At 61.0% G+C, this 14,108-nt stretch carries 10 protein-coding genes; 3 read left to right on the forward strand and 7 right to left on the reverse strand.

The window, feature by feature from the left end:
- Positions 1 to 11: 11 nt before the first annotated feature.
- Complete coding sequence (gene leuC / locus CAF80_RS21125) at positions 12 to 1,430, reverse strand: 3-isopropylmalate dehydratase large subunit (RefSeq protein WP_085667873.1); 1,419 nt, start codon at positions 1,428 to 1,430, stop codon at positions 12 to 14.
- A gap of 140 nt (positions 1,431 to 1,570) precedes the next feature.
- On the opposite strand from leuC, the gene CAF80_RS21130 reads away from it, so the two are divergent.
- The 3 genes from CAF80_RS21130 (at position 1,571) to CAF80_RS21140 (ending at position 7,607) form a co-directional block, all read left to right on the forward strand.
- Positions 1,571 to 2,461, forward strand: coding sequence for a LysR family transcriptional regulator (locus CAF80_RS21130; protein ID WP_007956444.1), 891 nt, complete (start codon positions 1,571 to 1,573; stop codon positions 2,459 to 2,461).
- Positions 2,462 to 2,529: 68 nt separating this feature from the next.
- On the forward strand, positions 2,530 to 5,808 hold the full coding sequence (locus CAF80_RS21135) for a bifunctional diguanylate cyclase/phosphodiesterase (protein ID WP_085667874.1): 3,279 nt from the start codon (positions 2,530 to 2,532) through the stop codon (positions 5,806 to 5,808).
- 107 nt (positions 5,809 to 5,915) lie between these two features.
- Positions 5,916 to 7,607 (forward strand): molecular chaperone HscC, encoded by a 1,692-nt coding sequence (locus CAF80_RS21140; RefSeq protein WP_085667875.1) that lies wholly within the window; start codon positions 5,916 to 5,918, stop codon positions 7,605 to 7,607.
- Here CAF80_RS21140 and CAF80_RS21145 read toward each other — a convergent pair.
- From CAF80_RS21145 to CAF80_RS21170, 6 genes are all read right to left on the reverse strand, one after another.
- Positions 7,604 to 10,300, reverse strand: coding sequence for a J domain-containing protein (locus CAF80_RS21145; protein ID WP_074687684.1), 2,697 nt, complete (start codon positions 10,298 to 10,300; stop codon positions 7,604 to 7,606). The two genes, CAF80_RS21140 and CAF80_RS21145, sit on opposite strands and share 4 nt — an antisense overlap.
- Complete coding sequence (locus tag CAF80_RS21150) at positions 10,297 to 10,992, reverse strand: DUF1266 domain-containing protein (RefSeq protein ID WP_039770152.1); 696 nt, start codon at positions 10,990 to 10,992, stop codon at positions 10,297 to 10,299. The genes CAF80_RS21145 and CAF80_RS21150 overlap by 4 nt, the downstream gene beginning before the upstream one ends.
- Positions 10,993 to 11,178: 186 nt before the next feature.
- The gene (locus tag CAF80_RS21155) at positions 11,179 to 11,622 is read right to left on the reverse strand and encodes an Hsp20 family protein (RefSeq protein ID WP_011333344.1); all 444 of its coding nucleotides are present in this window, start codon (positions 11,620 to 11,622) and stop codon (positions 11,179 to 11,181) included.
- A gap of 121 nt (positions 11,623 to 11,743) precedes the next feature.
- Positions 11,744 to 12,703 (reverse strand): tRNA-dihydrouridine synthase, encoded by a 960-nt coding sequence (locus CAF80_RS21160; protein WP_085667876.1) that lies wholly within the window; start codon positions 12,701 to 12,703, stop codon positions 11,744 to 11,746.
- A 35-nt stretch (positions 12,704 to 12,738) separates the two neighbouring features.
- On the reverse strand, positions 12,739 to 13,200 hold the full coding sequence (locus CAF80_RS21165; protein ID WP_039770148.1) for a thioesterase family protein: 462 nt from the start codon (positions 13,198 to 13,200) through the stop codon (positions 12,739 to 12,741).
- A 47-nt stretch (positions 13,201 to 13,247) separates the two neighbouring features.
- A complete protein-coding gene (locus CAF80_RS21170) occupies positions 13,248 to 14,081 on the reverse strand; it encodes an alpha/beta fold hydrolase (protein WP_085612829.1) in 834 nt (277 codons plus the stop codon).
- Between the last annotated feature and the right edge of the window lie 27 nt (positions 14,082 to 14,108).

Genomic DNA, 14,108 nt, shown 5'->3' on the forward strand with positions numbered 1-14,108 from the left:
GCTGCGCTCCTTTAGATCAATTCACGAACGTCGATGAAACGACCGTTCACCGCCGCCGCAGCGGCCATGGCCGGGCTGACGAGGTGGGTACGGCCACCGGCGCCCTGACGGCCTTCGAAGTTACGGTTGGAGGTCGAGGCGCAATGTTCGCCGGACTCCAAACGGTCCGGGTTCATCGCCAGACACATCGAGCAACCCGGCTCGCGCCATTCGAAACCGGCTTCGAGGAAGATCTTGTCCAGACCTTCGGCCTCGGCCTGGGCCTTCACCAGACCCGAGCCCGGCACGACGATGGCCTGCTTGATGGTCGACGCAACCTTGCGACCCTTGGCGATCATCGCCGCAGCGCGCAAGTCTTCGATCCGCGAGTTGGTGCAGGAGCCGATGAATACGCGGTCGAGCTGAATGTCAGTGATCGCCTGATTGGCGGTCAAACCCATGTATTTCAAGGCGCGGACGATCGAGTCGCGTTTGACCAGATCCATCTCTTTAGCCGGGTCCGGCACGTTCTGATCAACGGCCAAGACCATTTCCGGCGAAGTGCCCCAGCTGACCTGCGGCTTGATCTGCGCGGCGTCGAGCTCGACCACGGTGTCGAAATGCGCGTCGGCGTCGGACACCAGGTCTTTCCAGGACTCGACAGCCAGATCCCACTCGGCGCCTTTCGGTGCGAACGGACGACCGTTGACGTAATCCACGGTCTTCTGGTCCGCCGCTACCAGGCCCACGCGGGCGCCGGCTTCGATGGACATGTTGCAGATGGTCATGCGGCCTTCGATGGACAGGTCGCGAATCGCGCTGCCGGCGAATTCGATGGCATGGCCATTACCGCCGGCGGTGCCGATCTTGCCGATCACCGCGAGGACGATGTCCTTGGCGGTCACGCCGAATGGCAACTGGCCTTCGACGCGCACCAGCATGTTCTTCATTTTCTTGGCGACCAGGCACTGGGTGGCGAGCACGTGCTCGACCTCTGAAGTGCCGATCCCGTGAGCCAGGGCGCCGAACGCGCCGTGGGTCGAGGTGTGCGAGTCGCCGCAGACCACGGTCATGCCCGGCAAGGTCGCGCCCTGCTCCGGGCTGATCACATGAACGATGCCCTGGCGCACGTCGTTCATCTTGAATTCGACGATGCCGTATTCATCGCAGTTGTCGTCGAGGGTCTGAACCTGCAAACGCGAGACCTGGTCGGCAATGGCTTCGATGCCGCCCTTGCGCTCCGGGGTGGTCGGTACGTTGTGGTCCGGGGTGGCGATGTTGGCATCGATGCGCCACGGCTTGCGTCCGGCCAGACGCAGGCCTTCAAAGGCTTGCGGCGAGGTCACTTCGTGGATGATGTGACGATCGATATAGATCAGCGCCGAGCCATCGTCGCGCTGCTTGACCAAATGCGAATCCCAGAGCTTGTCGTAGAGCGTTTTGCCGGCCATCAGACGGTTCCTCATCAGCTTGTTTCTATGCCCTGGGCTTATCAATAACCCTTTGGCTTGTGAGGCCGATCCTATGGGGTTAGATTAAATAACTCAAATTCATATTTTTTATGCTTTGGATAACCAACTGGAATACGAACATGGACCTGGCCAACCTCAATGCTTTTATCGCGATTGCCGAGACCGGAAGCTTCTCCGGTGCCGGCGAACGGCTGCACCTGACGCAACCGGCGATCAGCAAACGCATCGCCGGCCTGGAGCAGCAATTGAATGTGCGGCTGTTCGACCGGCTCGGTCGTGAAGTGGGCCTGACCGAGGCTGGTCGGGCCCTGCTGCCACGGGCTTACCAGATTCTCAACGTGCTCGACGACACGCGCCGCGCCCTGACCAACCTGACCGGCGAAGTCACCGGCCGCCTGACCCTGGCCACCAGTCACCACATCGGTCTGCACCGTCTGCCGCCATTATTGAGGGAATACACCCGCCGCTACCCACAGGTGGCGCTGGATATTCAGTTTCTCGATTCGGAAGTGGCCTACGAGGAAATTCTCCACGGCCGGGCGGAACTGGCGGTCATCACCCTCGCGCCGGAGCCGCATACGCTGGTCAAGGCCACGCCCGTCTGGGACGACCCGCTGGATTTCGTGGTGGCCCCGGAACATTCATTGATCAGCAACGGCGCCGTCACGTTGGCGGACATTGCCGGCCATCCGGCGGTTTTCCCCGGCGGCAACACCTTTACTCACCATATTGTCCAACGTCTGTTCGAGGCTCAGGGCCTGACGCCGAACATCGCCATGAGCACCAATTACCTGGAAACCATCAAGATGATGGTGTCGATCGGCCTGGCCTGGAGCGTTTTGCCGCGCACCATGCTCGATGAACAGGTGGCGCGCATACCTTTGCCGGGCATACAGCTCAGTCGCCAGCTAGGCTATATCCTGCACACTGAAAGGACGCTGTCGAATGCTGCACGGGCGTTTATGGCCCTGCTGGACGCTCAAATCGATCTGCCAGGGACTCTCGGCTAACTTGTGCTACTCCTATAGAGCTGCCGCCCCTGTGCCAAACGCCCAAATCAGCTCAAGGCCCCTTAACAATGCCGAAATCTGTTGACCGTATTCCGCCGATGCCGCGTATTCAGGCCATTGATCCACGGCGATCCGAGCAGAGCTGGGAGAGCGCGCCGCAATTGCTCGCGGCGCTCAACGGTGCCCGGCTCGGCGCCTGGTACTGGGATATCGAGCGCGGGCAGATCAGCTGGTCACGCGGCACTCAGGCCTTGTTCGGCTTTGATCCTCGGCAACCGCTGCCCGAAGACCTGGAATACCTCGACCTGCTGCCACCTGAAGACCGGGCGAAAACCATCCGCGCCTTCCACGCGGTGATTGCCGGCGCGCCACTGGAACAGGCAATGCACCATCGCATCCGCTGGCCCGACGGCAGCCTGCACTGGCTGGAGATCAACGGAAGCCTGCTCCCCGACAAACACGGTCGACCCCGAATGATCGGGGTGATCCGCGAAATCACCCACCAGCGGCAACGGGAACAGGCCCTCAGCAGTTCGGAGAAACGTTTTGCGACACTGTTTCATCTGTGCCCGAACATGGTACTGCTGACCCGCCAGGAAGACGGCCTGATCAGCGAGGCCAACCAGTATTTCGAAAGCCTGTTCGGCTGGCCGGTGCAGAGCGCCATCGGGCGCACCACCCTGGAACTGGGCCTGTGGGTGCATCCCGAGCAGCGGGCGGAACTGGTCAAGAAGACCAAGGCCAAGGGCGAACTGGTCAGCATGGAGGTGCAGTTCCGCGCCAGCAATGGCCAGATTCACGACGGCATCCTCAGTGCGCAAAAGGTCGAACTCGAAGGCCAGCCTTACCTGCTCAGCACCTTTCTCGACACCACCGAACGCAAAGCCGCCGAACATGCCCTGAAAGACAGCCAGGAACGCCTCGACCTGGCGCTGGATTCGGCGCAACTCGGCACCTGGGACTGGCACATTCCCAGCGGCATGCTCTACGGCTCGGCCCGCGCTGCGCAATTACACGGCCTGGAGCCGAAACCGTTCCATGAATCCTTTGAAGAGTTTTTCGAGGGCGTCCCCGGCGAAGAACGCGACAGCATGCGCGACGCCTATCGCAGCCTGCGCGAAGGCCCGGCGGGCAATTATCAACTGACTTACCGCGTGCAACTGCCGGACGGCAGCTCGCGCTATCTGGAAAGCCGCGCCCGCCTCTATCGCGACGACAACGGCGTACCGCTGCGGATGGCCGGCACCCTGCTGGACATCACCGATCAGGTCGAGCGCGAACAACGGTTGGTGGCTTCGGAAGAGAAATTCGCCACGCTGTTCCAGGTCAGCCCCGACCCGATCTGCGTCACGCGCCAGGAAACCGGGGAATTCATCGAGATCAACTCCAGCTTTTCCCAGACCTTCGGCTGGAGCGCCAGCGATGTGATCGGCCACACCGCCGAGGAAATCGGCTTGTGGGACGCCTCGGCGAAAAGCCTGCAACGCATCGAACGGGTGATCCGCGAACAGGGCCTGAGCAATGTCGCGATCATCGTCCAGCACAAGGACGGCCAGTCGCTGACCTGCGTGATTTCCAGCCGTCAGATCAGCGTCGGCAACCAGCCGTGCATCGTCACCACGCTGCGCGACATCACCCAGCAACAGCGCTCGGAAGCGGCGCTCAAGGCCAGCGAAGAGAAGTTCGCCAAGGCGTTTCACTCCAGTCCCGACGCGATCACCATCACCGAGCGCGACACCGGGCGCTATCTGGAGGTCAACGACGGCTTCTGCCGCCTGACCGGCTACCGCGCGGACGAAGTGGTGGGCAAAACCGTGTATCAGGTCGGCATCTGGGCCGAGGAAAAACAGCGTTCAGCACTGCTCGCCGAGCTACAGATCAAGGGCCGCGTGCACCATCAGGAAATGCTCGGGCGCAACAAGCGTGGCGAGATCCTGACAGTGGAAGTCTCGGTCGAACCGATCACTCTCAACGAAACCGCCTGTCTGCTGTTGACCGCCCGGGACGTCAGCCTGCTGAAGAACGCCGAAGCGCAGATCCGCCATCTGGCCTATCACGACCCGCTGACCAACCTGCCCAACCGCGCACTGCTGATGGATCGCCTGAGCCAGCAGATCGCCCTGCTCAAGCGCCACAACCTGCGCGGGGCGCTGCTGTTTCTCGACCTGGATCACTTCAAGCACATCAACGACTCGCTGGGGCACCCGGTCGGCGACACGGTGCTGAAAATCATCACCGCACGGCTTGAAGCCAGCGTGCGCATGGAAGACACCGTGGCGCGGCTCGGTGGCGATGAATTCGTGGTGCTGCTCAGTGGCCTGGAGGGCACGCGCAACGAAGTCAGCGTTCAGGTACGCGAGTTGGCCGACACCATTCGCGAGTTGCTGTCGGAGCCGATGTTCCTCGACGGCCAGCGCCTGCAAGTGACGCCGAGCATCGGCGTGGCGCTGATTCCCGATCACGGTTCGACCCCGACCGACCTGCTAAAGCGCGCCGACATTGCGCTGTACCGCGCCAAGGATTCGGGGCGCAACACCACGCAGATGTATCACAACACCATGCAGAAAGCGGCCAGCGAACGGCTGCGCATGGAGACCGACCTGCGTCTGGCGCTGGCCCGGGGCGAATTCGACGTGCATTACCAACCGCAAATCGACGCCCAGGACAACCGCATCATCGGCGCCGAAGCCCTGGTACGCTGGAATCACCCGGAACTCGGCGCGCAATCGCCTACCGAATTCATCAAGGTGCTGGAGGACAGCGGACTGATTCTGGAAGTCGGCACCTGGATCCTCGACGAGGCGTGCGAAGCCTTCAAACAATTGATCGCCGAAAAGCTGATCGACCCTCTGGCCTTCAGCCTGTGCGTGAACATCAGCCCCCGGCAGTTCCGCCAGAACGACTTCGTCGAGCGCATCGAACACAGCATGAGCAGCCACGGTCTGCCCTGCTCGCTGCTGAAACTGGAAATCACCGAAGGCATCGTCATCCAGAACCTGGAAGACACCATCAGCAAAATGCGCCGCCTGAAAAAACTCGGCGTGAGTTTTGCCATGGACGATTTCGGCACCGGCTATTCATCGCTGACGTACCTGAAACGACTGCCGGTGGACACGCTGAAGATCGATCAGTCATTCATCCGCGACGCCACCACCGACCCCAACGACGCCGAAATCATCCGCGCCATCGTCGCCATGGCCCGCAGCCTGGAACTGGAAGTGATCGCCGAAGGCGTGGAAACCCCGGAACAGCTGGCCTTCCTTCAAGGGTTGGGCTGCCATTTGTATCAGGGTTATCTGCACAGTCGGCCGTTGCCGCTGGAGGGATTGAAGGGATTGCTGGAATGACCCGACACCTGCGATTGCTTGTCGCAAGTATTGACCCAGGCCGGTAATTGCCAGGGTTGGCGGCAACCTGTAGGGTCGCGTTTTTTCGCGCTGTTTCGAGATCGATCATGCAGGATGCAACCCTCCCCCGCCCGGCCCTGCTGGGCATTGACCTTGGCACCACCAACAGTTTGATCGCCGTGTGGCAGGACGGTCAGGCCCGATTGATTCCCAACGCCCTCGGCGACGTACTGACCCCGTCGGTGGTCAGCCTCGATGAAGACGAGACCATCCTGGTCGGCAAGGCTGCACGCGCACGCCTGACAACCCACCCGGAACGTACAGCCGCCGCGTTCAAGCGCTTCATGGGCAGCGACAGGCAGATCGACCTCGGCACACAAACCTTCAGCCCGGAAGAGTTATCGGCATTGGTACTTGGCTCACTCAAGCAGGACGCCGAGGCTTTTCTCGGCCACCCGGTGGCTGAAGCGGTGATTTCCGTGCCGGCGTATTTCAGTGACGAACAACGCAAACGCACCCTGTTTGCCGCCGAACTGGCAGGCCTGAAGGTTTCCCGACTGATCAACGAGCCGACCGCCGCCGCGATGGCGTATGGGCTGCACGAGCAGAAATTCGAACGCACGCTGATCTTCGATCTGGGCGGCGGGACGTTCGATGTCACGGTGCTGGAATATGCATTGCCGCTGATTGAAGTGCATGCGTCCACCGGGGACAACTTTTTGGGGGGCGAAGACTTTACCGATGCACTATTGAATGCCTGTCTGAAAAACTGGCAATTGACCCCGTCGATGATAGATCCGCAAGGCATGGCCAGCCTGGGCGATGCCCTGGAACAACTCAAATGCAAACTCGGCGAAGGCCCTCAATCTTTGAGCTGGCGCCATGCCGACAAACTGTACGAGTGGTCGCTGGACGAACCCGCTGCCGTGAAGATCTGGGAACCATTGCTGGCGCGGCTGCGCGCGCCGATCGAACAGGCCCTGCGCGATGCGCGCCTGAAACCACGGGATCTTGACAGTCTGGTGCTGGTGGGTGGGGCAACGCGGATGCCTGCGGTACAACAGATGGTCGCGACCCTGTTCGGACGCCTGCCCTACCGGCATCTTGATCCCGACACCCTCGTTGCACTGGGTGCGGCCACGCAAGCGGCCTGCAAGGCGCGCGATGGCGCGATCGAAGAGCTGATCCTGACCGATGTCTGCCCTTACACGCTGGGCATCGCAACCATGCGTGGCAAAGGCATCGACGGCGCCTTTTCGCCGATCATCGAACGCAACACCATCATTCCGACGTCACGGGTCGAGCGCTACCACACAACCCACCCCCGACAGGAGCTGCTGCGCATTGCCGTTTATCAGGGTGAGCGCCCGTGGGTACGTGACAACATCCTCATTGACGCTTTCGATGTCACCTTGACGCCCACCGATAACATTCAGGAGCTGGACGTACGCTTCAGTTACGACATCAACGGCTTGCTCGAAGTCGATGTCACGATGCTCGAGACCGGCGAACGCCACAGCCACAGCATCGATCGCAGTCCCACCGGGCTGGATGAACAAGCGCGCAGAGACAGCCATAACCGACTGTCGACGCTGAAGGTCCATCCACGCGATGCATTACCCAACCGCACACTGCTGGCCCGTCTGGAGCGGGCATGGATGCAAAGTCTGGGCACGCAGCGCGAACACATTGCCGAGTGGCTGCACAACTTCACCACGGTACTCGCCGGACAGCAGCCGGCAGAGATCGCCAGCCACCGCTCAGAGCTCAACAAGGCTCTGGACCAGCTGCGCCTCTAGCCGTTGAGTCGCCGCAGAGCAGCCTGCAGACCACCGGACAGCATCTCGCCAGCGCCGCTGTCCGGTGGCACGCCATATCGGTTGGGCAACTTGTCACCGGGAAAGCCGAACAGCAGCAGCGGCAGGAACGGCAAGATCGGCGACAAGGCCATGAATATCAGCAACGTGGGCAAACCTCGACCCATGTCGTGCAAACGACGCAGAGTGGCGCCGAATAACAACAGAACACTGAGTAACAGAATCAGAATGCCAAAGAACGTGGCACCGCTGATCAGAGCTGCCACCGGCGCAATCACTACACACCCCAGAACCTGAGCGATAAAAGCCTTGCGCCCCAGCCGCGACCCCAGGCGCCAGATCGCCCCAGCAGGCACCGGCTGAATATCACTTTTGGCCAGCATCAAACGCTCCGACCAGGACAGCAAGGCACACAGCGCCAGGCGCAAGCCGATACTGTTCTTCACGTCATCCTTGCCCTGCTGCAATTGGCGCAGCACTCGCGTTTTCGGCACTCCGGCAGCGCCATAGCGAACCATGGCCTTGAGCGCATCGAGAGACTCGTACGCCAACAATTTGTCGACCCCGAAATCCGTCAACACCTTGCGCGGCGGCCACACTGGCTCGCCTTTGATCAAGCCGTCACGAAACCCTTCGAACCAGTCGTCTTCGCAACTGACCGCCGCGATGGATTGCAGCAAGGCACGATGCTGCTCGGCGCTCAGGCTCGGGTCGTGATAGAGCACGCCCCAGAACATCAACAGCCCCAACAGATCGTCGCCACATGCAGCGCGATCGCTTTCGATGCAGGTGTAAAGCAGGGTGTTGGCAGGCAATCGGGCGCTGTCGAGTGCCTGCTGAACGCTGAACAATTGCTGCACCAACAAGCCGTGCACCGGATCATTGCCTTGCAGCCAGCCCAGTAAACCGTCGCAATTGCCTTGCTCGCGTTGCAAACGGCGCAACAGTGGCTGCAATCGGCTCAAGGGATGAGCCGGACTGAACGGCAGACGCTCCAGGCACTGCCCATCGATCAATTGCAGACAACGTTCCGGCTGATCCAGCAACGCCAGCAAAAACATGGTTTGAGCGTGCCACTCCCACACTGCCTCCCCCAGCCCGACCGACGGCAACCCGATCCCGCGACGGCTCAACTGAAAAAGCAGATCGAGTTCGGACAGGTCACAGTCGTCTTTGACGGCACCCAACCTGAACGCTTCGGCGATGCGCTCCAGGGCGGTGTCACTGTAGGGCCGCAAGCGACGCAGCCACAGGCGACAGACCTTGTGCAGCTCGCCTGTTGTCAGTTCCTGCGGCAATTGCTCCGATGTTGAATCCGCTTCGCGGAAGGCGCTCATCACCTGCGCAATCGGCGCATTCTCCAACCAGCGCAGATGTTGTCCGGCCTGAACTTTGAACCCGCTCAACACCAGGCATTCAAGCGCATCGACCGGGAGCGGCTGATCCAGAATCCGCTGCAGCAAGACCGCATCACCGCGATGCAGCGCCCAGGCATGCCGGTACAGTTGCAGCAGCCTGCTGTCGGCATTCTCACCCAGCAGTTGGGCAAGCAACGGGAGCTCATCGCCTGTCATGCGCCAATCGACAAAACTTTGCGCCAGGCTATCGAGCTTCAACCGTCCAACACCCAACCAACGGTTCAGCGTCTCGGGGCGTTGTGACGGACTGCCGTATACCTGGGCGTCATCCCCAAGATCCGCAGGCCACTCGGAGAAATCGCCCAGACAATCGAACGCCTGAATCAGCAGAGGCAGAAAAGTCGGTTGCCGCTTGGCGCATAATTCCAGCAGACGACTTTCGGCCATCGGATGGCGGAACTCGTTCCACAGTCGGATCCAGCACGGCAATGCCTGATCGTCCCGCCCCAGCAGACTGCTCTGACACGCCAACAGGTAAAGCCAGTCCACGTCATCAGGTGCTTCCAGCTGCTTTTCGACGCAGCACTGCAAAAATGTCGATGCACCGATGCCCGCCTGAGTGAACTGCACCAGCAAACGCTTGATGAACGCAGCATCATCCGGCAACGGTAGACAGGTGTGCTGACCGGCGAAGTCGGCAAACTCATGGAGTGGACGCTTGGCGAAAATGAAGTCGAGGCTGCGTGCGTACCAGAGTGTTTCGGTCTGCGCAGCCTCTGACCAAGCGCTCATCAGATCGGTATCGAACGGGTCAGGCGTTTCGATTCGCTGCAAAAAGGCTTCCACCCGATGCGCGTCGTTGAACTCCAGATCCAGTAACTGCTGATGCCACGCCATACGCTTGGCCAACAGATTCGCGCAGCGGTAAGACAGCGGGCCGGCATCGGCCATCCGGTGGTAGAGCCCCCAACTGAGTTCATCGAGCTGTTCCAGCGACAGCTCATCCAGCGCCCGGACAAATGCCTGCCACGCCTCGAAGTTGAAACGCCGCGCGGGATCGTCAAGCAACTCACAGAAATCCGCGAACGCCTGCGGGATCTCGACAACCTCCTGCCCTGACTCTTCAGTTTTTTCCTCGGGCGCTTCTTCCTCGTCTTCACGCGCCAGACGCAACGCGTTTTCGTAGGCCATGCGCAGCGCCTGAAATCCTTCAGGATCGGTTTCCGGATGATGCGACGGCAAACATGCGCGGTAGGCATCACGAATCCGGGTTTCGTCGGAGGTGGGCTCGATGCCCAGTCGAATCCAGCAACTCATGACCAGTCGAACTCCTTGAGCGATGCAGGGCGGGGCAGCAGATCAATCTCCATGTGCCAGGGCAGGTCGGCCAGAAAGTGCGGGATGTTCTGGGCGAGGCCGCGGGTGATCCGCAGGTTATGAGCACTGTCCCCTTGCCGCTCCAGCTCGCAAGCCAGCTCGTCGTCGCTTGTGTCCAGGCAACACCAAAACGTACGCCCCACAACAAAGCCATTGAAGTAGGACATCCAGCTACCGTAGTGAAATTGCGCCCTGACGGCTAAACGGCTGTGCAGCCAGTTGCTTTCGGCCAGATCAATCCACTGATTGCGCACTGCGCAACGCAAGAGAAACCCCATTCGCCCGTAATCCCAGGACAAGATCCCTCCTGGACCGCAACCGCCGAAAGTGCGACTGGCAAACTCATGCAGAACCCGCTCGCGAGGGCTCAGCTCTTCGAGCAGGCGCTGCCATTCACTCGGCAGACAACGTTGCCATGCCAAATAGGCACCACTCAGGTGCTTTGCATGTCCGTCGTCCGTCATCCACTGGAGCATGTCGAACAATTGCCGCCGGTCATCGATTCCCCAGCTGCCTTTCAGATCGATGTAGCGGTCGTCGCAGAAGGCAGGGTCGTCATACCCGGCGCCGGTGTTGAGCGCTGCCATTGGCGCAGAAAGGGCGCACAGCCAGCGCTGTTGAATATCGTCCATGAAAAAAGGCTCCAGGCCGACCGATAAGGATGGGGTCGGCAAAACTGCGGCGGATTGTAGAGAAACCGCCGCTGGCGGCAAAGTCGAACAGCCATTTTCCTGCGCCCACAAAAAAAGGCCCCGACGTATCGGGGCCTTCATTCAGCGGCTTATCGCCCGTTCAGACGATTTGTTTCTGCAAGTGACTCAGTGCTGCAGTGCCGGCTGCGCTCCGTTGATCGGGATGCGCTTGGCTTTCGCCTCTTCCGGAATCACGCGCAACAGGTCGATGCTCAACAGACCGTTGCTCAGGCCGGCGGCCTTGATCTCGATGTGATCGGCCAGACGGAAGGACAGCTTGAATGCACGCTGGGCAATGCCCTGGTGCAGGAACGTGACGCCTTCGTTGGCATCGCGCTTGCCGCCACTGATGGTCAGCACGCCTTTTTCGACTTGCAGTTCCAGGTCTTCTTCCTGGAAACCGGCCGCCGCCACGACGATGCGGTATTGATCGTCACCGTGTTTTTCCACGTTGTAAGGCGGATAGGTGCTGCCTGGCTCGTTGCGCAGGGCAGTTTCGAACAGGTCGTTGAAACGGTCGAAACCCACCGAGGAACGGAACAGTGGAGCGAGGGAAAATGCAGTACTCATGATTCAAATCTCCTGAAAACAATCAGCAAGTTTTTTTGTCTCCGCGACCCGAATTCGGCATCGCGTAACCCTTAGATAGGGACCTGCGTTTTGTTTTCAAGAGATCGTTTGAAGATTTTTTTCAGGCGGCTTCGGCGACCGGCAAACCCAGTAAACGCGAGACCTGATCCGGCTCGGTCTCCCGGCGCAGCACGGTAAACAGCTCGACGGCCTCGGGGTAATTGCGGGTCAGCATGGCCAGCCACTGTTTCAAACGGCCCGGTGATTGACGAGCGGTCATTTGCGCTTTGGCTTGCAGCCAGAAGTCCTGGATCAGTGGCATCAGTTCGGTCCAGGTCATCTCGACGACCTCCTCACCGGCACGGGCAGCGGCGATCTGACGGGCCAGATCCGGGCGCGACACCAGACCACGACCGAGCATGATGTCTTCGACGCCGCTGATTTCCCGGCAGCGGCGCCAGTCTTCGACGCTCCAGATATCGCCGTTGGCGAACACCGGCACCTTGACCACGTCCTGCACGCGCGGAATCCACTCCCAATGCGCCGGCGGCTTATAGCCGTCGACCTTGGTGCGGGCGTGAACCACGATGTGCTCGGCGCCACCCTCGGCCAGCGCCGTGGCGCACACCAGCGAGCCGTCCGGGCTGTCAAAACCCAGGCGCATCTTGGCGGTAACGGGAATATGTGCGGGCACGGCGCGACGCACGTGCTCGACGATCCGGTTGAGCAGCTCCGGCTCCTTGAGCAGTACCGCGCCACCACGGGATTTGTTGACGGTCTTGGCCGGGCAGCCGAAGTTCAGGTCGATCACTTCAGAGCCCAGCTCGCAGGCCAGCGCCGCGTTTTCCGCCAGGCACACCGGATCGGAACCCAGTAACTGCACGCGCAGTGGCACGCCGGAAGCGGTGCGCGCACCGTTGAGCAGTTCAGGGCCGAATTTGTGGAAATAGGCCGGGGTCAGCAACTGGTCGTTGACCCGAATGAACTCGGTCACGCACCAGTCAATACCGCCGACACGGGTCAGGACATCGCGCAGAATGTCGTCGACCAACCCTTCCATCGGCGCCAGAGCAATTTGCATGGGGAACACACACTCAAGGAAAAACGTGCGGCAGTTTACTGGGTTTCGCGGGCTAAACCCATGTCCGCCGTCTGTATGGCCGGGCCGTAGCCTTCGATGAACTCGGCGGGCATGCGCTTGGGCCTGCCGGTGGACAGCTCGATGCAGACGAAGGTGGTCTGGGCGCGCAGCAGCGTGGCGTTGTCGCTGGGGCGGATCAGCTGGAAGTGACGGGTCATTTTCAGGCGCTGATCCCAATCGACGATCCAGGTCGCCAGTTGCAGTTCATCGCCTTCGTAGGCAGCGGCCAGGTAATCGATTTCGTGTCGCACCACGGCCATCGCCCGATCCAGCCGCCGGTACTCGACCAGATCCAGACCCAGACGCTGTGAGTGGCGCCAGGCGCAGCGCTCGAGCCAGGTCACATAGACCGCGTTGTTGGCGTGGCCCAACCCGTCGATGTCCTCGGCGCCCACTTGCAGATCAATGGTAAACGGCGTTGCCCGATCCCAGCCCATGCCCTACTCCCGGTCAAATGATTCAACCGGGGCAGTGTAACGGATGACTACGCCGATTGCCGCGCCTGAAGGCTGCGCCCGGCCAGCAGTGATAACACGCCATCAATCACCCGAGGGTCGGCCAGCACGCGTTGATGGCCGCCGGCTTCCAGGCGCAGCAAGCGACTGTCGAACCAGGATTCGTGGATCAGCTGGGATTCCTTGACCGAGACGAAGGTGTCGTCCTCGGCATGCACGATCAGGCCCGGCATATCCAGTTGATAGTGGGCGACATCAAGGGTGGCGGCGCGCATGCCGACGTCCTGTTCAACTTGCCGAATGAACGCCGAGCGAGCTCTGGGCGGCATGCCGACATAACGGGCAAACCCGCGCAAAACACCAAGAATTCGCGCCGGAGCGGCAATGCTCACGAGGGTTTCGGTGCGCAATCCTAATTGCACCGCCAGCATGGCGCTGGCGCCGCCCATGGAGTGACCGATGACAGCCTGCAACGGAGGCAATTCGGCAGCGGCTTCAAGCATCGCTCGAGCGAACAGGACCACGTTGGCTTCACGCCCCGGCGAGCGACCGTGGGCCGGGCCATCCAGCGCGACAACGGTGTAGCCCGCTTCGACCAGCGCCGTGATCAACGCGGCAAACTGGGTGGGCCGCCCTTCCCAGCCGTGCATCAGCAAAACAGTCGGGCCTTGCCCCCAGCGCAGGGCCGAAAGACCGAAACGCAAGGTAATGCGCTCGGATTTCGCCAGCAGCGGCAATTCCCAGTCCCTCGGTTTATTCACGCGCGGCGTCATGAACGCCAACCGCATTTTGCTCGCCACCAGTTTCGGTGCGAACCAGCCCAAGGTGCCATTAACGCCGCGAACCCACTTCAACGTGCTCATCGCTCTCTCCCCGGGCTTGCAGCCTTC

This window comes from Pseudomonas sp. B34(2017) (assembly GCF_002112915.1).
GTDB lineage: Bacteria > Pseudomonadota > Gammaproteobacteria > Pseudomonadales > Pseudomonadaceae > Aquipseudomonas > Aquipseudomonas pharyngis.

What these genes read in the sequence shown, in the direction of transcription:
- leuC (WP_085667873.1), bottom strand. Translation starts at nt 1,430, where the DNA reads ATGGCCGGCAAAACGCTCTACGACAAGCTCTGGGATTCGCATTTGGTC.
- CAF80_RS21130 (WP_007956444.1), top strand. Translation starts at nt 1,571, where the DNA reads ATGGACCTGGCCAACCTCAATGCTTTTATCGCGATTGCCGAGACCGGA.
- CAF80_RS21135 (WP_085667874.1), top strand. Translation starts at nt 2,530, where the DNA reads ATGCCGAAATCTGTTGACCGTATTCCGCCGATGCCGCGTATTCAGGCC.
- CAF80_RS21140 (WP_085667875.1), top strand. Translation starts at nt 5,916, where the DNA reads ATGCAGGATGCAACCCTCCCCCGCCCGGCCCTGCTGGGCATTGACCTT.
- CAF80_RS21145 (WP_074687684.1), bottom strand. Translation starts at nt 10,300, where the DNA reads ATGAGTTGCTGGATTCGACTGGGCATCGAGCCCACCTCCGACGAAACC.
- CAF80_RS21150 (WP_039770152.1), bottom strand. Translation starts at nt 10,992, where the DNA reads ATGGACGATATTCAACAGCGCTGGCTGTGCGCCCTTTCTGCGCCAATG.
- CAF80_RS21155 (WP_011333344.1), bottom strand. Translation starts at nt 11,622, where the DNA reads ATGAGTACTGCATTTTCCCTCGCTCCACTGTTCCGTTCCTCGGTGGGT.
- CAF80_RS21160 (WP_085667876.1), bottom strand. Translation starts at nt 12,703, where the DNA reads ATGCAAATTGCTCTGGCGCCGATGGAAGGGTTGGTCGACGACATTCTG.
- CAF80_RS21165 (WP_039770148.1), bottom strand. Translation starts at nt 13,200, where the DNA reads ATGGGCTGGGATCGGGCAACGCCGTTTACCATTGATCTGCAAGTGGGC.
- CAF80_RS21170 (WP_085612829.1), bottom strand. Translation starts at nt 14,081, where the DNA reads ATGAGCACGTTGAAGTGGGTTCGCGGCGTTAATGGCACCTTGGGCTGG.